We start from the raw sequence: 17784 nt of genomic DNA, 5'->3' as shown, positions 1-17784 counted from the left end.
CATCGGATTCACTTTCCGCTTTGTCGCCCCGGTCTCCCGCGGCGACTCCGGAACTGTACGGGGACCGACCCGCCACATGCAAATCGCCTCCGCCCGGAGTCCGGGCGGAGGCGATCAGCAGTGACGACCGGGGAGGCGGTCAGCGGACCTCGGTGATCTCCGGGCCGCGCGCGAACGGGTCGAGCGAGCCGTAGCGGCCCTCGCCCTCGGGCGCGGCGGCGGCCCCGCCACCGTCGGCGACCATCTGGGCGTCCTCGGGGAGCTTGAGCACGATCGGGTCGCGCGGAGCCATCGGGGTCTCACCGCGGACCACGACGGTCTGCCGGAAGACCTGCTCCAGGATGCCGGCCATCTCGGGTTGCACGGCGGCCTGGCCCGAGATCACACCGCGGAGGAACCAGCGCGGCCCGTCGCAGCCGACGAAGCGCACCAGCTGCACGCCCTGGGTGCCGTCCGGCAGCTGCACCGGGACCTGGGCACGGAGGTGCCAGCCGAGCGGGCCCTCCTCCTCCTCGATCTGGCCGCCCTGCGAGGTGATGCCGTTGGCGATCTCCTCGCGGACCTCCCCCCAGATGCCCTCCGACTTCGGGGCCGCGAAGGCCTGGAGCTGGATGGCGCTGTTGCCGAGCACCAGGGTGGCCGCGACGATCGCGTCACCGGCGACCTCGACGCGGAGCTCCATGCCCTCGACGCCGGGGACCAGCAGACCCCCGAGGTCGACCCGTCCCTCCTCCGGCGTCTCCAGCTCGGTGTGGTCCCACGGGCCGTCCGGCCGCGGGGCTGCCGGCAGGCCGACCCTGTCGGCCGGGTCCACCTCGGTCACGTTCTCGCTCTCGGCGGAACCTTCGACGTCATCGGCCGTCTCGTCGGCGCTGATGGCGTCGTCGGCGAGCTGCTCGACAGCGTCCTCGCTCTTCTGGCGACGACGGAACACGGTCACTGTCCTTCCCGGTCCAAGACCGATGCGAATACCTGCTCGGCTTCCTGCGAGGCCGCGGGAATGCTAGACCGCGGCGTGGCCACCGGTCGACCCGAACCCACCCTCGGCGCGTGCCGACCCCGGCAGCTCGGCCACCTCGTGGAAGCGGGCCTTCTCGACCTGCTGGATGACCAGCTGGGCGATCCGGTCCCCTCGGCGGAAGCTGACCCCCTCGCGCGGGTCCAGATTGACGACGATCACCTTGATCTCTCCACGGTACCCGGCATCGACCGTCCCCGGGGCGTTCACGAGGGCAACTCCGCAACGAGCTGCCAGCCCGGAGCGCGGGTGGACGAAGGCCGCGTAGCCGTCCGGCAGGGCGATGGCGATGCCGGTGGGGAGCACCGCCCGCTCACCGGGGGCCAGCTCGGCGTCGACGGTGGTCCGCAGGTCGGCACCGGCGTCCCCGGGCTGCGCGTACTCGGGCAGCGGCAGCTCGGCGTCGATGCGCCTGATCAGGACGTCCAGCTGCGGACGGGGGGTCTCGCTCAAGGGTTCACCTCAAAGGCTCGTGCGCGCTTCATCAGATCCGGGTCGTCGAGGACCTTCTCGATGTCCTCGGGTCGACCGTGCGAGGTGAAGTGTTCCAGCTTCACCTGGATGAAGAGCGCCTGCGCACGCACGGCGACCGGTCCGTCCGGGCCGCCGATCCGCCCCTCGGCGGCGCTGTAGATCTTGCGGCCGTGCACCCCGGTGATCCAGGCGCGCAGGTGCAGCACCGAGTCGACGGGCACCGGGCTGAGGAAGTCGGTCTCCAGCCGGCCGGTCACCGCGGGCGCGTGCAGCAGCCAGTTCAGCGTTCCGAGGGTCTCGTCCATCGCCGTGGTGAGAACCCCTCCGTGGGCCAGCCCTGGGCCGCCCTGGTGCACCTCCCGGACGCTGAACTCGGCGGTGACGTCGAGTCCCTCGCCGGCGACCGCGTCGATCCGCAGTCCGCCGGGGTGCCGGGGGCCGCAGCCGAAGCAGTGCTCGTAGTGGGAGCCGAGGCGGGTGCCGGGGGCGGGCGCCTGGGGGTGGCGCTCCGGGATCACGGCGTCCGGCGGCGGGGTGGTCGGGGTCGGCGGCAACGCGGGCGCCGACCGGTCGGCGGGGGTGGTGGGGGTGGTCGTACCGGTCACGGCTCGCCAGCCTACCCAGGGGTAGCAAGACCTCCGGTGGGGGTGGCGTCCCGAGCCGGGCGTCAGGGCGCCCACAATGGAGGGCATGTACGACGAACGCCTCACGGTGCCTCGCTCCTGGTGGCTGCTCCCGGTCGCAGTCGGTCTGACCCTGGCACTGATCCTGATCCGGGTCAGCGGGCCGGCCGCCCTGGTCGGCCTGGTGGCCGGCATCGCCATCGGCGCGGTGGCGATCAGCAGTTACGGCTCGGCGCGGATCCGCGTGGTGCAGGGCTCGCTGGTGGCCGGGCCGGCCCGGATCCCGGTGGACGCGCTGGGTGCCGCCCACGCGCTGAGCCCCACCGAGGCGGCGGCCTGGCGCGGTCCGAAGGCCGATCCCCGCGCCTTCATGCTGCTGCGCAGCTACGTCCCGACGGCGCTGCGGGTCGAGGTGAGCGATCCGGCCGACCCGACGCCGTACCTCTACCTGTCGACGCGCTCGCCGATGAAGCTGGCCGAGGCCCTGGAGGAGGCCCGGCGCGGCGCCCGTACCTGACCGACGCGCCCGCCGGCCCCGTGAACGGGCCCCGAAAGACCGAGAGGGACGGTTCCGCTGCTGCGGGACCGTCCCTACGACTTTGTCCTGGCCGGCACGCGGCCGACCGACTCCGTCCTCCCGGGTCCGTCCGCCAGGACGGACCGCGGACCTGCCGTCCGGCCCCGCTGCCCGGGGCCGGAAGGGGCGGTGTGCCGGTGCCGCGGGAGCCACGGGCACCTGGCGCTGTCCGCTGCGGTGCTCAGGCGCCGCAGTCCCGGCAGATCGGGTTGCCGTTCTTCTCGCTGTAGAGCTGGCTGCGGTGGTGGACCAGGAAGCAGCTCATGCAGGTGAACTCGTCCGCCTGCTTGGGCAGGACACGGACGGCGAGCTCCTCGTTCGAGAGGTCGGCGCCGGGAAGCTCCATGCCCTCGGCGGCGTCGAACTCGTCGACGTCGACGGAGCCGCCGCCCTTGTCGTTCCGCCGAGCCTTGAGCTCCTCGATGCTGTCTTCGTTGAGCTCGTCGTCAGTCTTGCGTGGGGTGTCGTAGTCGGTTGCCATTGTCGCTCTCCCCCTCCGGGTTTGTGCGGTGTGTGCGGTATCTCCAGCGCACGTAACGCATGGGGGGTCGGTCTTGTGCCCGACCCGAGGCGGAGATTTTGCCTTACTTCAAGCCCTGTTACTCAATCGACACTCAGCCAGGGCTCCGTTGGGGTGATCCTCCAGGGCCCGGAAGGCCTCACGCTGGGCCATCGTCGACCCCTCGCGCGCCCTCCGAACCGGCGACTCAGAGTGAGCGAACCCCGTACAGGTGTCCGTCGAATCCCTTGCCCACCAGGGATGCCGACCAATCCGACGGACCGGCAGCGGGCCGGAATCCGATCACGGACGGCGATCGGCACCCCCGATGGGGTGATCACTCTCCGGGGTCGCCCAGAATCGTGGAGCGACACGGTGTGAGCTTGGTCACGTTCAGAATCTTCCGGGGCAAACCACGGAAAATCCACCCACTCCGCCCCCTCCCTCAGGGGGCGCGACGGCTCGGCGGAAGCGCCCCCGGAGACGTCCTAGCCGGCGTTGCGGCGCGCCTCCCGGCGGGCCAGCAGCGCGGCCTGGCGCTCCTCGAACTTGCGCGCCTGACCGTCCAGCCCGTCCAGGAAGACGCCCAGCTCGTTCTGCGCCAGCAGGCCCTCGGGGCCGAGGCCGTCGATCTCCATCACCCGCAGGTGGCGCAGCACCGGCTGGAGCACGTCGTCGTGGTGGATGCGCAGGTTGTACACCCCGCCGATGGCGATCTGGGCGGCGGCGCGCTCGAAACCGGGGATCCCGTGGCCGGGCATCCGGAAGTCGATCACCACGTCGGCGATGGCGCGCATGGCCTGGTCCGGGGCGAGCTCCAGGGCGGCCTTCAGCAGGTTCCGGTAGAAGACCATGTGCAGGTTCTCGTCGTTGGCGATCTTCGCCAGCAGCTGGTCGCACAGCGGGTCGCCCGCGTACTTGCCGGTGTTGCGGTGCGAGATGCGGGTCGCGAGCTCCTGGAAGGCCACGTAGGCGACCGAGTGCAGCATGCTGTGCGCGTTGTCGGACTCGAAGCCCTCCGACATGTGGGACATCCGGGCCCGCTCCAGCTCCACCGGGTCGACGGCCCGGGTGGCGAGCAGGAAGTCGCGGATGGCTATTCCGTGCCGGCCCTCCTCCGCGGTCCAGCGGTGCACCCAGGTGCCCCAGGCGCCCTCGCGGCCGAACATGGTCGCGATCTCGTGGTGGTAGCTGGGCAGGTTGTCCTCGGTGAGCAGGTTCACCACCAGCGAGACCCGGCCGAGCGGGGTCACCTGGGACTGGTCCAGTGCCCAGGCCTCGCCGCCCAGCACGCCGTCGAAGTCGCGGCCCTGGCTCCACGGGACGAACTCGTGCGGCATCCACTCCTTGGCCACGGTCAGGTGGCGGTTGAGCTCCTTCTCGACGACCTCTTCGAGGGCCAGGATCAGCCGCGCGTCGGTCCAGCCGCTCGATCCGAGCGAGGGGCTGCTCTGCACAGGGGCGATGGTCACGGGCTTGCTCCTGGGGACGGATACACGCGCTGGACGGGCGCGTTGGGCGGGCACGCGTCGTGTCGGAGCCGTCGGCGGACGCACCGGCGGACGCACTTACGGTTGCGTAGGTTACGACACCGTAAGTTGCTGGGGCCGGAAAAGACAAGCCGCCCCCGCCAGGCCTTATGTCGTCTTGACGGTCTGGCGGGGGCGGCCGGGAACGGTCGCCCACGGAACGCGGCAGCGTCCGGGGCCGTGAGGGCGCAGAACGGCCCCAGGGGCGGCTACGGGGACGGAATCCGCACCCGCATGGTGAGGCCGCCCCCGGCGCGCGGGGTGGCCTCGATGGTGCCGCCGTGGGCGCGCACCACCGAGCGGACGATGGACAGGCCCAGCCCGACCCCCTTGTCGCTGCGGGTGCGGTCGGCGCCCTTGATCCGGCGGAACGGCTCGAAGATGTGCTCCAGCTCGTACCCGGGCACCACCGGGCCGGTGTTGGAGACCACCAGCTCGCCGCCGCCCGGCACGGTGGCGGTGGCCAGCTCGACCCAGCCGCCCGCGGTGTTGTAGCGGACCGCGTTCTGCAGCAGGTTGAGCGCCAGCCGCTCCAGCAGCACGCCGTTGCCCGCGACCACCGCCGGGTCGAGCCTGGAACGCAGCTCCACCTCCCGCTTGTCGGCCTCGCCCCGGGTCTGCTCCAGCGCCCGGGTGGCCACCTCGGACAGCTCCACGGCACGCCGGTCGGTCAGTTCGTTCTCGCTGCGGGCGAGCAGCAGCAGGCCCTCGACCAGCTGCTCGCTGCGCTCGTTGGTGGCCAGCAGGGTCTTGCCGAGCTGCTGGAGGTCGGGCGAGGCGGCCGGGTCGGAGAGCTGGACCTCCAACAGGGTCCGGTTGATCGCCAGCGGGGTGCGCAGCTCGTGCGAGGCGTTGGCGACGAAGCGGCGCTGGGAGTCGAAGGAGCGGTCCAGCCGGTCCAGCATGTCGTCGAAGGTGTCGGCGAGCTCCTTGAGCTCGTCGTCCGGGCCGTCCAGCTCGATCCGGCGGTGCAGGTCGGAGGAGGCGACGTCACGGGCGGTGCGGGTGATCCGGCCGAGCGGGCGCAGCACCCGGCCGGCCATCGCGTAGCCGGCCGCGAAGGCGATCACGGCGAGGCAGACCAGCACGGTGAGCAGCTTGCGCAGCAGGGTGTTGAGCGCCGCGGCGGCCTGGATGGACTTGTTGTCGTTCAGCCACTGGTCGAGCGCGTTCTGGTTGGTCAGGACCTGGCCGTCCGGGGTGAGCACGGAGATGCCCGGTCCGGTGAGCCTCAGGTGCGGCTGGCCGACCTCCTGGAGGGACTGCTGGACGAAGAAGTACATGACCAGCAGCAGGACCACGCCGGCCATCAGGAACATGCCGCCGTAGAGCAGGGTGAGCCGCATCCGGATGGTCGGGCGGAACGGCAGCCAGGCGAGCAGGCCGTCACCGGGGACGTAGGTCTCGGGCTGGTGCGGACGGGACTGGCGGGGCGGGTGCACGGGCTTGGGCGGAACGGCTCGCGGGCCGCCGGCGGGCGCGCCGGAGGGCCCGCCGGCCGGGGGCGGCGGGGTGGTCATGATGGTCCTCTCGGGCGTCCGCCGGGGCGGGCGCTGGGTACGGCGGGGGATCCTCGGGGGCGGATCCCGGGGCGGAGTCCGGCGGGCCGGACTACGGGGGGACGGACTCCGGGGGGCGGGTTCCGGTCAGATCCGGTAGCCGGAACCGGGCACGGTGACGATCACCGGCGGGTCGCCGAGCTTGCGGCGCAGCGTCATCACGGTGACCCGCACGACGTTGGTGAACGGGTCGGTGTGCTCGTCCCAGGCCTTCTCCAGGAGCTGCTCGGCGGAGACGACGGCGCCGCCGGCCCGCATCAGCACCTCCAGGACGGCGAACTCCTTGGGGGCGAGCTGGACGGTGCGCCCCTCCCGGATCACCTCGCGCCGGCCGGGGTCGAGCGAGATCCCGGCCCGTTCCAGCACCGGGGGCAGCGGGACGGTCGCGCGCCGGCCCAGCGCCCTTACCCGGGCGACGAGTTCGCTGAAGGCGAACGGCTTCGGAAGGTAGTCGTCGGCGCCGATCTCCAGGCCCTCGACCCGGTCGCTGATGTCGCCGGAGGCGGTCAGCATGATCACCCGGGTGGCCAGGCCCTGCTCGACCACCTTGCGGCAGACGTCGTCGCCGTGGACCAGCGGGAGGTCGCGGTCCAGGACCACCACGTCGTAGTCGTTGACCGCGATGCGCTGGAGCGCGGCCTCCCCGTCGTACACCACGTCGACGGCCATCGCCTCGCGGCGCAGGCCGGTCGCGACAGCCTCGGCGAGCAGCTGCTCGTCCTCGACGACGAGAACCCGCACGGTCGTTGTCCCTTCTCCAGGCCGGCCCCGGAAGCGGACGCACGGCTCCGACGGTGGCTCCATCCTGCCTGGTCCTGCGGTAAAGCAGCGATAAGCTGCCCCTCGGGCAGGAGGCCCGGGCCCCTCGGCGGTGACCGTTCGTGTCGGGAGAACTCCGCTTGGACTGTGACACGGGCAACTTTCTTCCGCCGGGAGGTTTCCCGGCTCCCCGGGCGGGGAGGACAGCTGCACACCCGCGATCTGGCTGTTGGCCGATCGCACCCACCCGCCGTGCGTTCATCCGCGCCGGCCCTGGGGCTGGGAATTCACCGGGAGCGGCCGAAGGGCCGTCTCCGCGCCCGACCGGAGATCCACCACTCGTCGGACCGGGCGCATTCACCGGCTGGACCCTCCTCGGGGCGGAGAGCGCACGACCGTGCACGTCCGACACAGTAAGGGGGCCCGTATGGACGCCTTCAAGGCCGGAATCCTGCAGCGCATAGCCAACGCCGAGCAGGACCTGCACCGCGCGATCGAGGCCGGGGACGAGTTCCTCGCCGAGGTGGAGCAGTCCGAGCTGGACGACCTCCGTCGTCTGGCCGCCGAGCACGGTGTGGACACCGTGCTGGACCGCCACCGCACCGCCGCCTGACCCGACGCCGGCACTCCGGCACCAGCGGCCCTGCGGGGGCCGTGCGAAACCCCAAGGCCCTGGCATCCCCCGTGTGCCAGGGCTCTTCGCATGTCCGGAGGGTTCTCACGGGGGCCCTCCGGATTCGCGCGGCCGGGTCAGTCCGCCCAGGCCCGCAGCGCGGCCAGCCGCTCCTGCAAGGGCTGGTACACGCCCGGGGCGGCGGCCACGGTCAGCTCGCCGTCCGGGCCGTGCCCGGGGCGGCCGCCGACCAGCGCACCGGCCTCGGCGGCGATCAGGCAGCCGGCCGCGCGGTCCCAGGGGGCGAGGCCCCGCTCGTAGTAGCCGTCCAGCCGCCCGGCGGCCACGTCGCACAGGTCGACGGCGGCCGCCCCGGCCCGGCGGACGTCCCGCACCTCGGGCATCAGGGCCAGCAGCACCTCGGCCTGGCGCACCCGCACCGGCTGGACGTAGTTGAAGCCGGTGCCGATCAGCGCCTGGCCCCAGGGCGGGGCCGGGCGGGTCGAGATCGGCCGGCCGTCGAGGTGGGCGCCGCGGCCCAGCACGGCGTGGAACAGCTCGCCGCGGGCCGGGGCGTACACCACCCCGACGACGGCCCGGCCGTCCACCTCGGCGGCCACGCTGACCGCCCAGGAGGGCAGCCCGTACAGGTAGTTGACCGTGCCGTCGAGCGGGTCGACGACCCAGCGCACCCCGCTGGTGCCGGGCCGCTCGGCGCCCTCCTCGCCCAGGTAGCCGTCCTGGGGGCGGCGCTCGGCGATCAGCTCCACGACGAGCTTCTCGGAGGCGAGGTCCATCTCGGTGACCACGTCGACCGGGCTGCTCTTGGTACCGGCCACGCCGAGGTCGGCGGGGCGGCCGTCGCGCAGCAGGGCGCCGGCCTGCCGGGCCGCGTCCAGGGCCACCTCCAGCAGGTCGTCGAGGAGCCGGTCGTCGGGCTGGGCGGGGGTGGGCACGGGATTCTCCTCCGGAAGGGGTCAGCGCTCGGCGGCGGCCGGGCGCGGGGCGCGCGGGTTGGGGCAGCAGGCCACCGCGCACACGTCGTGACTGGGGCCGAGGGCGCCGAGGGCGCAGCGGGTCACGCCCTCACCGCGTTCGACGGCGGCCCGCTCCAGGACGAGCCCGCGCACCGCGGCCGTGAACCGCGGGTCGGCGCCGACGGTGGCCGCGCGGGAGACCGGCAGGCCCAGTTCGGCGGCCTTGGCGACGGCCTCGGTGTCGAGGTCGTACTTGACCTCCATGTGGTCGGAGACGAAACCGATCGGGACCATCACCACGGCCGGCGCGCCGTCGGCGTGCTGGGCCTCCAGGTGGTCGCAGATGTCCGGTTCCAGCCACGGGGTGTGCGGGGCGCCGCTGCGGCTCTGGAACACCAGCTGCCACGGCCGGTCGGCCACGCCGGTGCGCTCGGCGACGGCCGCGGCGATCAGCCGGGCCACGTCCAGGTGCTGGGCGACGTAGGCACCGCCGGGGGTGCCCCGGGCCGGGTCGTCCGGGGCGCCGGAGGTCTCGGCCATCGCGTCCGGGATGGAGTGGGTGGTGAAGGCCAGCCGGGCACCGGGCCGGACGGCCTCGGGCAGCTCGGCCAGGGCGGCCAGGGTGGCGTCGATCATCGGCTCGACGAAGCCGGGGAGGTGGTAGAAGTGCCGCAGCTTGTCGACGGTGAGCGCCGGGAGGCCCTCCTCGGCGAGGGCGGCCAGCGCGTCGGCCAGGTTCTCCCGGTACTGGCGGCAGCCCGAGTAGCCGGCGTAGGCGCTGGTGGCGAGCACGGCGATCCGCCGGTGGCCGGCCCCGGCCATCTCCCGCAGGGCGTCCACCAGGTACGGGGCCCAGTTGCGGTTGCCCCAGTACACCGGCAGGTCCAGCCCGTGCTCGGCGAAGTCCTTGCGCAGGGCGGTGAGCAGCTCCCGGTTCTGCTCGTTGATCGGGCTGACGCCCCCGAACAGGAAGTAGTGCTTGCCCACCTCCTTGAGCCGTTCCTTGGGGATGCCGCGGCCCCGGGTGACGTTCTCCAGGAACGGGACGACGTCCTCGGGGGCCTCGGGCCCGCCGAAGGACAGCAGCAGCAGGGCGTCGTACGGGGCGGCGCCGGAGGAGGAGGGTTTGCGCGCGTCGGACATGGCACCGATCCTGCCACTGAGGGGTCGGGCACCGGCGCCGGGGCCGCGCGGGCGTCCGGAAAATACCGTTTGCCAACGTACGTAAGCTGTCTAGACCAGACTTGTTCCTTACCCCCCTGCCCGGAGCTCCCGTGCTGTCCAGCTACCGCCGAATATTCGCCGCGCCCGGCACCGTGGCCTTCTCCTCCACCGGTTTCGTCTCCCGACTGCCGATCTCGATGACCGGCATCGGCATCGTGACCATGCTGTCCCAACTGCGCGGCTCGTACGGCGTGGCCGGACTCGTCTCGGCGGCCCTGGCCGTCTCCGCCGCGATCCTTGGCCCCCAGGTCTCCCGCCTGGTGGACCGGCACGGCCAGGCGAGGATCATCGTCCCGGCCATGGCCCTGACCATCGGCTCCGTCGTCGGCCTGCTGCTCTGCGCCCGGCTGGACGCCCCGGACTGGACGCTGTTCGTGTTCGCCGCCGGCATGGGCGTGATGCCGAGCACCGGCGCCATGGTCCGCGCCCGCTGGGCGCACCTCTACCGCGAGGACCCCGACCGGCTGCACACCGCCTACTCCTTCGAGGCCGTGGTCGACGAGGTCTGCTTCATCGTCGGCCCGATCCTCTCCATCGGCCTGGCCACCTCCGTCTTCCCGGAGGCCGGCGTGCTGCTCGCCGGGATCTTCCTGACCGTCGGCGTGCTGCTGTTCGCCGGCCAGCGCTCCACCGAGCCCCCGGTCCACGAGGCCGCCCGGCACCAGGGCAGCTCGGTGATCCGCAACCGCGGCCTCCAGGTGCTGATCCTCACCTTCGTCGCCACCGGTGCGATCTTCGGCTCGGTCGAAGTGGTCACCGTCGCCTACTCCGAGGCCCAGGGGCACAAGTCGGTCTCCAGCGTGATCCTCGCCCTGTGGGCGCTCGGCTCCTGTGCGGCCGGGGTGGTGTTCGGCGCGGTCAAGCTCACCGGCTCGATGGCGAAGCGCTTCTTCCTCGGCGTGCTGTTCATGGCGCTCAGCATGGTGCCGATCCTGCTGGTCGCCCACGCCGTGCACGGCATCGGCGGACTCGTCGCGGTCGGCGCCGCCCTGCTCGTCGCCGGCATCGCCATCTCCCCCACCCTGATCACCGCGATGGCCCTGGTCGAACGGCTCGTCCCGGCCGCCCAGCTCACCGAGGGCATGACCTGGACCACCACCGGCCTGGCCCTCGGCGTCGCGGTCGGCTCCTCCGCCGCGGGCTGGGTGATCGACGCCTCCGGCGCCGCCGCCGGCTACTGGGTCCCGCTGACCGCCGGCGTGCTCGGCGCCCTCGCCGCCCTGGCCGGACTCGGCCGGCTGCGCGCCGGACTCGACGCCCAGCAGCCCACCGACCAGGCCGGCGGAACGCCCGGCCGACCCGTAGACGTCGAACGGTGAACTGACTAATCTCGCCCTACCCGCGGCCCTTACCCGCGGGTAGGGCCTGTCTCCCGGGATCCGTCGGACCAGGCCCCACCGGACCGCGCCGACCCGATCGGCCACGGAGCAGGAGGCAGCGCAATGCCCCAGGCCAGCACCGCGACCCCCACCCGGTGGACCAACTGGGCCGGCAACCAGAACGCCCGGCCGGCCCGGACCGCCACCCCCGGCACCGCGGCGGAACTGGCCAGGGAGATCGCCCGCGCCGCCGACCAGGGCCGCAGTGTCAAGGCCGTCGGCTCCGGCCACTCCTTCACCGCCATCGCCTCGCCCGGCGACGGCCTGCTGATCCGGCCGCACGCGCTCACCGCCGTCCGCGGGCTCGACCGCGAGGCCGGCACCGTCACCGTCGAGTCCGGCCTCCCGCTCAGCCGCCTCAACCGGCTGCTCGCCGCCGAGGGCCTCTCCCTCACCAACATGGGCGACATCGAGGTCCAGACCGTCGCCGGCGCCACCAGCACCGGCACCCACGGCACCGGCCGCGACTCCGGCTCGCTCGCCGCCCAGATCCGCGCCCTGGAGATCGTGCTCGCCGACGGCAGCGTCCGGCACTGCTCCCCCACCGAGAACCCCCGGCTCTTCCAGGGCGCCCGGCTCGGCCTCGGTGCCCTCGGCGTGATCACCGCCCTCACCTTCGGCGTCGAACCGGCCTTCCTGCTCACCGCCCACGAGCAGCCGATGACCTTCGACGAGGTGCTGGAACGCCTCGACGACCTCACCGCCGTCAACGAGCACTTCGAGTTCTACTGGTTCCCGCACACCGACCGCTGCGCCACCAAGCGCAACAACCGCAGCCAGGGACCGGCCGCCCCGCTGCCCCGGTTCAAGGAGTGGCTGGAGGACGACTTCCTCTCCAACACCGTCTGGGAGGGCGCCTGCCGGGTCGGCCGCCGCTTCCCCGGCGCCGTGCCCTCGATCGCCTCGCTCGCCAGCCGCGCCTGGTCCGACCGCAGCTACACCGACACGGCGTACAAGGTGTTCACCAGCCCGCGCAAGGTCCGCTTCCTGGAGATGGAGTACGCCGTCCCGCGCGCGGCCGTCGCCGGGGTGCTGCGCGAACTGAAGGCCCTGGTCGAACGCTCCGACTGGAAGGTCAGCTTCCCGGTCGAGGTGCGCTTCGCCCCCGCCGACGACCTCTGGCTCTCCACCGCCTCCGGCCGGGACAGCGCCTACATCGCCGTCCACCTCTACCGGGGCACCCGCGACCAGGGCTACTTCACCGGCGTGGAACAGCTGATGACCGCCCATCAGGGCCGCCCCCACTGGGGCAAGCTGCACACCCGCGACGCCGAGTACCTGGCGGGCGTCTACCCGCACTTCGGGGACTTCACGGCCCTGCGCGACGAGGTCGACCCCCGGCGCGTCTTCGGCAACGACTACCTGCGGCGGGTACTGGGGACCTAGGGAGTCGCGGTGGCGGGCGGGGGCGGGGGCACCGTCGCGTTCGCCGGAGCGTTGCTCGACACGGGCGGCTGCGGCGTGGCCTCACCGGTGGGCCTGCCCGAGCCGCCCGCCGACGGCGAGGCACCGGCCGACGGGCTCGCACTGGGGCCCGCCGAGGGCGAGGCGCTTCCGCTCGCACCGGTGCTCGGGGTGGCGGTCGGCTCCCGACCCGGCCGCGTCGTCGTCGGGGCCGAGGCTCCGCCGGACGGCGCGTCCTGCGAGCCGCGCCCGGTGGACGGGCGCTGCGACGGGACGTCCTGCGGCGGCGGGTCCTTGCGCGTCACCGTGCCGCCGAAGGACGTCCCGTCGCCCGACTGGCCCTTCACCGTCGCCGCCACCGGCCGGCCGGTGGCCAGCTCGAACGCCACGATCGGCGTCATCGCCAGCACGAAGACCAGACCGGAGACCGCCGCGTAGCCCCGCCAGCCCAGCCGCCGGCGCGCCCGCACCACCTGCGGCGCGTTCCACTCCGAGGTGAGCACCGGCGGTCCGGCCGGCTCCCGCACCGACCGCTGAGCCGGGTGCTCCTGCTCCGCGGGCGCCTGGCGCAGGCCGTTCACCGTCTGGTTCGGCCCGCGGTCCACCGCGTCGCGCAGCTGCTCACCGGTCCGCCGGAACACGTGCTGGAACAGCGCGCCGCCGGTGGTGGCCCCGATGCTGACCACCGCGGCGCCCATGATCGTTCCGTACACGCCGAGTTCGGAGGCGAGCAGCGCGCCCACCACCGCGGCCAGCGCGCTCGCCACGACCTGAGCCACACTCAGATCGATCCGCTTGCGCTCCTCCTTGCCGCCCTCCTCGGCGGGGCTCCGCTCCGGCATCAACATCCCTCGGTCCGTACGACTGCAACTCGAACAAGCCTCTCCATCTTGCCCAAAGAAGGACACAATGGACGAAAATGCGGTTCTCCGCTCCCGGATTGTGTGAAGATGATCACCGTTCATCCGCCGGTGGTCCGCCGTTGGGGGCGCGCGCTCTTGAGATTCCCGTGAATCGCGGGAGACTTGAGCGGCGAGCCGCCCCTCTGGATGCCACGAATGGAGTACTGTTCGTAAAGCCCGAGCCTTGGGTCGACTTGTCGACTGTGCCTTCACCGGCAGCTTGACGAAGAGCCACTGAGCGGGCACGCACGGCGACGCCGGTCCCGGATCGTCGCGAACACTCCGCGTGCGAGGACGGCCGGGGCACCCAGGCGCGACGTCGACGGATGACGTGGCAAAAAGGCAACCGTGCCACAGCGGTGTGGCCGGGCGTAAGCCCGACACGCCGGGGAACTCAGCAAGGTTGTGGCCAGTCGCGAGTGGGCAGGCCACACTCAGTACGGGAGCAGCGACGCAGGTGACGTCGGCAGGCACAACCCGGGAGGTGACCGTGCCCGAACTGCGGGTTGTGGCCGTCAGCAACGACGGCACACGGCTGGTGCTCAAGGCTGCCGACAGCACGGAGTACACCCTCCCCATCGACGAGCGGCTGCGCGCCGCCATCCGCGGCGACCGGCCGCGCCTCGGCCAGATCGAGATCGAGGTCGAGAGCCACCTCCGCCCCCGGGACATCCAGGCCCGGATACGAGCCGGAGCCTCCGCCGAGGAGGTCGCCCAGGCCGCCGGCATCTCCGTCGACCGGGTCCGCCGCTTCGAGGGGCCGGTCCTCGCCGAACGCGCCTTCATGGCCGAGCGCGCCCGCAAGACCGCGATCCGCCGCAACGGCGAGTCCCCCGGGCCGCAGCTCGGCGAGGCCGTCGCCGAGCGGCTCGCCCTGCGCGGCGCCGAGAAGGAGACCGAACGCTGGGACTCCTGGCGGCGCGACGACGGCACCTGGGAGGTCATCCTCTCCTACCGCGCCGACGGCGAGGGCCGCAGCGCGTCCTGGACGTACGACCCGCCCCGGCGCCTGGTCCAGCCCAACGACGACGAGGCCCGCGCGCTGATCGGCGAGACGGTCGAGCGCGAGGAGGACTCGGTCTTCCCGTTCATCCCGCGGATCGCCCGGCTCCCCCAGGACCGGCCGCCCCGCCCGATGATCGACCGGCCCTCCGCCGACCGCATCATGTCGGCCCGCGAGGTCCGCGAGTCGCGCGAGGCCACCGCCGACTCCCGGGACTCGCTGACCAGCCTGCTCGACGTCGTCCCGGCCTTCCGCGGCGACCTCGCCGTCGGCGGCCCCGCCCCGATCGAACCGGTGCCCGCCGAGGTCGCCGAGGAGACCGAGGAGCCGGCCGCGGCCGCCGCCCCGGCGGTCGGCGCGGGCTCCGCCTACGCCGACATCCTGATGCCGCGCGCCGTCGCCCCGCACCGCGAACGCCTGGTCGGCACCACCGACCGGCAGGCCGAGGCGGACGGCGTCCGGCCCGGCCGCCGGGCCACCGTGCCCAGCTGGGACGAGATCGTCTTCGGCAGCCGGCGCAAGAAGCAGGAGTAGCGCACCGACAGTGCTGCGGGGCGCCGGCCGAGCCGGCGCCCCGCACTGCTTTGCGGCCGTCAGAAGATCCTGCCGCGGAACGGGTGCCCGCTCAGCCCGGCCGGTCGGTCAGCCCGGCTGGTCGGTCACCGCCACCGGGCGGCCCGGGTCGCTCGACCACTCGCTCCACGAACCCGGGTACAGCACCGCGTCCAGGCCCGCCGCCTCCATCGCCAGGATCTGGTGCGCCGCCGTCACACCCGAACCGCAGTACACCGCGACCTCGCGCTCCTCCGCGCCCAACGCCCGGAACCGGGCCAGCAGTTCGGCCACCGGGCGGAACCTCCCGTCCGGGCCCACGTTCTCGGCGGTCGGCGCCGACACCGCGCCCGGAATGTGTCCGGCCCGCGGGTCCACCGGCTCGCTCTCACCCCGGTAGCGCTCCCCCGACCGGGCGTCCAGCAGCAGACCGCTGCGGGCCCGGGCCGCGGCAGCGTCCGCGTCCAGCGTCGGCAACTGCCCCGGCACGGGCTTGAAGTCGCCCTCCGCCGGCTCCGGCAGCTCGGCCGTCACCGGCAGCCCGGCCGCCCGCCAGGCCGCGAAGCCGCCGTCCAGCACCCGGACGTCCGGGTGCCCGGCCCAGCGCAGCAGCCACCAGGCCCGCGCCGCCGCCATCGACGCCGCACCGTCGTACACCACGACCGGACGCCCGGAGCTCACCCCGAACCCGCGCATCGCCGCGCCGAACTCCTCCGGATCCGGCAGCGGGTGGCGCCCGCCCCGGCCCGGAGCGCCGGGCGGGGCCGCGAGATCCCGGTCCAGCTCGACGAAGTGGGCACCGGGCAGGTGTCCGGCCCGGTACTCCTCGGCCGCGGTCGGGCCGCCCGGCGCGGCACCGACCAACTGGTAGCGCACGTCCAGCAGTACCGGCGGCCGCGCGGAGGCGAGCGCCTCCCGCAGCTCGGCCGCGGAGATCAGCGGGGAACCGTCGTTGAAGGTGGTCATGCCGGCCATTGTCGCGCAGCGCGCCCGAACCGCGGCTCTTTGTGCGCTCTTTGCCGGACTTTCCGCGCGGGTCGAGGGTTGGGCGCGCGCCAGGGTGGAAGCATCACCCTCGCGCGCCCGGATCTCCGTGCGCCGAACACCCGTGAGGAGGCCCGCATTGCCCGCGGTGGAACTCCGACTGGCCCAGGGCACGCCCTGCTGGGTCAGCCTGCTGACCGACGACCTGCCCGGCGCGCGCGCCTTCTACGGCGAGCTGCTCGGCTGGACGTACTCCCCCGGGCCCGGCCAACTCGGCGCCTACGTCCGGGCCGAGCTCGACGGCACCCCCGTCGCCGGCCTCGGCGTCTCCAGCACCACCGGCTTCCCGGTGCAGTGGACCACCTACTTCGCCGTGGACGACGCCGACCGCACCGCCCAACTGGTGCGCGAGTGCGGGGGCACCGTCGCGGTCGGGCCGCTGCAGGCCGACGACGCCGGGCGGATGGCCGTCGCCGCCGACCTCTCCGGCGCCGTCTTCGGCCTCTGGCAGGCCGAGCGGCACCTCGGCCGGGAGGCCGGGACGGACCCGGGCGGACCCGCCTGGGCCGAACTGCTCACCCCGGACGCCGACGGCGCCGCCGTCTTCTACGGCACGGTGCTCGACCGGCCGGTCCGGCCCACCGCCGACGAGAGCGCGCTGCTGGTGCACGGGCGCCCGGTCGCGGGCATCCGCCACCGCGCCGACCTGCGCGGCCACCCGCCGCGCTGGCGCACCCACTTCGCCGTCCGGGACGCCGAGCTGACCACCCGTCACACCGTCGAACTCGGCGGCCGCGTCCTGGTCGAACCGCACGACACCGCCCGCGGCCGGGCCGCCCGGCTGGCCGACCCGCAGGGCGGGCACTTCTCGGTGCTCGAAGCCCTGTGACTCGCCCACTCGCCTCCGGGGCGCTCGGACCCGGCGCCGACGGTCGTCGCTCCGGCGCTCGTCCCTCGCTTGTCGCTCCTCGCTTTCGGCACCGGCGCACCCCTTCGGCTCGGGGCGGTTAGACCTGCTGCTCCTCGAAGGGCAGCACGTCCGGGGAGAGCACCGAGGCACGGGCGGTCGCGGCGGTCATCCGGCGGCGGTGGTGGCGGCGGCACAGCACCTCGTAGCCGATCTCGTCCTCGCTCACCGAGATGTCGCCGATCACCACCTGGGCGCCCTCGACCACCATCACGCCGCCGACCGTACGGGCGTTGTGGGTCGCCCGCGCGCCGCACCAGCAGAGCGCCTCGACCTGGAGCACCTCCACCCGGTCGGCCAGCTCGATCAGCCGCTGCGAACCGGGGAACAGCCGGGTGCGGAAGTCGGTGGTGATGCCGAAGGTGTAGACGTCGATGTCCAGCTCGTCGACCACCCGGGCCAGTTGGTCCACCTGCTCGGCGGCGAAGAACTGGGCCTCGTCGCAGATCAGGTAGTCCACCCGACCGCCCGCCGAGAGCCGCTGCACCACGTGCCCGTGGAAGTCGAAGTCGTCCGTCACCTCGACCGCGTCGGCGCGCAGGCCCAGCCGGCTGGAGATGGTGGCGGCGCCGGCCCGGTCGTTGCGGGTCAGGATGACGCCCTGCCGGCCGCGCGCGGCGTGGTTGTGGTCCATCTGCAGCGCCAGCGTCGACTTGCCGCAGTCCATCGTGCCCGAGAAGAACACCAGTTCAGCCATGGGTGGAGCAAGGGCCTTTCACATCAAGGGGGTTCGGGCGCGAA

At 73.3% G+C, this 17784-nt stretch carries 18 protein-coding genes; 6 read left to right on the top strand and 12 right to left on the bottom strand.

Going from position 1 to position 17784, the window contains the following annotated elements; all coding sequences use genetic code 11:
* Positions 1-139: 139 nt before the first annotated feature.
* The 3 genes from ACFV8H_RS26130 to ACFV8H_RS26120 form a co-directional block, all read right to left on the bottom strand.
* A complete protein-coding gene (locus ACFV8H_RS26130; protein WP_380404294.1) occupies positions 140-934 on the bottom strand; it encodes a DUF3710 domain-containing protein in 795 nt (264 codons plus the stop codon).
* Positions 935-1003: 69 nt separating this feature from the next.
* On the bottom strand, positions 1004-1471 hold the full coding sequence (dut, locus tag ACFV8H_RS26125) for a dUTP diphosphatase (protein ID WP_375889214.1): 468 nt from the start codon (positions 1469-1471) through the stop codon (positions 1004-1006).
* Positions 1468-2046: a PaaI family thioesterase gene (locus tag ACFV8H_RS26120; protein ID WP_380404306.1), complete on the bottom strand. Its 579-nt coding sequence runs from the start codon at positions 2044-2046 to the stop codon at positions 1468-1470. Before ACFV8H_RS26120 ends, dut begins: the two co-directional genes overlap by 4 nt.
* A gap of 136 nt (positions 2047-2182) precedes the next feature.
* On the opposite strand from ACFV8H_RS26120, the gene ACFV8H_RS26115 reads away from it, so the two are divergent.
* Complete coding sequence (locus ACFV8H_RS26115) at positions 2183-2632, top strand: DUF3093 domain-containing protein (RefSeq protein WP_375889216.1); 450 nt, start codon at positions 2183-2185, stop codon at positions 2630-2632.
* A gap of 241 nt (positions 2633-2873) precedes the next feature.
* Here the strand turns inward: ACFV8H_RS26115 and ACFV8H_RS26110 are convergent, their stop codons facing one another.
* The 4 genes from ACFV8H_RS26110 to ACFV8H_RS26095 form a co-directional block, all read right to left on the bottom strand.
* Positions 2874-3173 carry a DUF4193 domain-containing protein gene (locus tag ACFV8H_RS26110; protein ID WP_030057692.1) on the bottom strand — a complete coding sequence of 100 codons (300 nt, stop codon included), beginning with the start codon at positions 3171-3173 and terminating at the stop codon, positions 2874-2876.
* Between the two features lie 506 nt (positions 3174-3679).
* A complete protein-coding gene (locus ACFV8H_RS26105) occupies positions 3680-4663 on the bottom strand; it encodes an acyl-ACP desaturase (protein WP_375889218.1) in 984 nt (327 codons plus the stop codon).
* Between the two features lie 266 nt (positions 4664-4929).
* The gene (locus ACFV8H_RS26100) at positions 4930-6240 is read right to left on the bottom strand and encodes a sensor histidine kinase (RefSeq protein ID WP_380404290.1); all 1311 of its coding nucleotides are present in this window, start codon (positions 6238-6240) and stop codon (positions 4930-4932) included.
* Positions 6241-6366: 126 nt separating this feature from the next.
* Entirely contained in the window at positions 6367-7020 is a 654-nt protein-coding gene (locus tag ACFV8H_RS26095; protein ID WP_063349384.1) for a response regulator transcription factor, read from the bottom strand.
* 445 nt (positions 7021-7465) lie between these two features.
* Here ACFV8H_RS26095 and ACFV8H_RS26090 point away from each other — a divergent pair, with 445 nt between their 5' ends.
* Positions 7466-7651: a hypothetical protein gene (locus tag ACFV8H_RS26090; RefSeq protein ID WP_030285471.1), complete on the top strand. Its 186-nt coding sequence runs from the start codon at positions 7466-7468 to the stop codon at positions 7649-7651.
* 137 nt (positions 7652-7788) lie between these two features.
* On the opposite strand, the gene ACFV8H_RS26085 is transcribed toward ACFV8H_RS26090, so the two are convergent.
* Both ACFV8H_RS26085 and ACFV8H_RS26080 read right to left on the bottom strand, forming a co-directional pair.
* On the bottom strand, positions 7789-8607 hold the full coding sequence (locus tag ACFV8H_RS26085) for an inositol monophosphatase family protein (RefSeq protein ID WP_380404287.1): 819 nt from the start codon (positions 8605-8607) through the stop codon (positions 7789-7791).
* A gap of 21 nt (positions 8608-8628) precedes the next feature.
* Positions 8629-9771, bottom strand: a complete 1143-nt coding sequence (locus tag ACFV8H_RS26080) for a ferrochelatase (RefSeq protein ID WP_380404284.1) — start codon at positions 9769-9771, stop codon at positions 8629-8631.
* 131 nt (positions 9772-9902) lie between these two features.
* Between ACFV8H_RS26080 and ACFV8H_RS26075 the strand changes: the two genes are divergently transcribed.
* Positions 9903-11171: an MFS transporter gene (locus ACFV8H_RS26075; protein ID WP_380404281.1), complete on the top strand. Its 1269-nt coding sequence runs from the start codon at positions 9903-9905 to the stop codon at positions 11169-11171.
* Between the two features lie 123 nt (positions 11172-11294).
* Positions 11295-12617: a D-arabinono-1,4-lactone oxidase gene (locus ACFV8H_RS26070; RefSeq protein ID WP_380404278.1), complete on the top strand. Its 1323-nt coding sequence runs from the start codon at positions 11295-11297 to the stop codon at positions 12615-12617.
* On the opposite strand, the gene ACFV8H_RS26065 is transcribed toward ACFV8H_RS26070, so the two are convergent.
* Entirely contained in the window at positions 12614-13477 is an 864-nt protein-coding gene (locus ACFV8H_RS26065) for a hypothetical protein (protein ID WP_380404275.1), read from the bottom strand. The genes ACFV8H_RS26070 and ACFV8H_RS26065 overlap by 4 nt on opposite strands.
* A gap of 517 nt (positions 13478-13994) precedes the next feature.
* Between ACFV8H_RS26065 and sepH the strand changes: the two genes are divergently transcribed.
* Positions 13995-15074, top strand: a complete 1080-nt coding sequence (sepH, locus tag ACFV8H_RS26060) for a septation protein SepH (RefSeq protein ID WP_380404272.1) — start codon at positions 13995-13997, stop codon at positions 15072-15074.
* Positions 15075-15182: 108 nt separating this feature from the next.
* Here the strand turns inward: sepH and ACFV8H_RS26055 are convergent, their stop codons facing one another.
* A complete protein-coding gene (locus ACFV8H_RS26055) occupies positions 15183-16058 on the bottom strand; it encodes a sulfurtransferase (RefSeq protein ID WP_380404269.1) in 876 nt (291 codons plus the stop codon).
* A 166-nt stretch (positions 16059-16224) separates the two neighbouring features.
* On the opposite strand from ACFV8H_RS26055, the gene ACFV8H_RS26050 reads away from it, so the two are divergent.
* Complete coding sequence (locus ACFV8H_RS26050) at positions 16225-16965, top strand: VOC family protein (protein ID WP_380404303.1); 741 nt, start codon at positions 16225-16227, stop codon at positions 16963-16965.
* A 118-nt stretch (positions 16966-17083) separates the two neighbouring features.
* Here ACFV8H_RS26050 and ACFV8H_RS26045 read toward each other — a convergent pair whose 3' ends face one another.
* Entirely contained in the window at positions 17084-17740 is a 657-nt protein-coding gene (locus ACFV8H_RS26045; protein WP_375889245.1) for a thymidine kinase, read from the bottom strand.
* Positions 17741-17784 lie beyond the last annotated feature (44 nt).

The organism is Kitasatospora sp. NPDC059827 (assembly GCF_042731675.1).
Taxonomy (GTDB): Bacteria; Actinomycetota; Actinomycetes; order Streptomycetales; family Streptomycetaceae; genus Kitasatospora.
The sequence above is the reverse complement of the archived record's forward strand: the minus strand, read 5'-3'. Positions and strand labels throughout refer to the sequence as shown.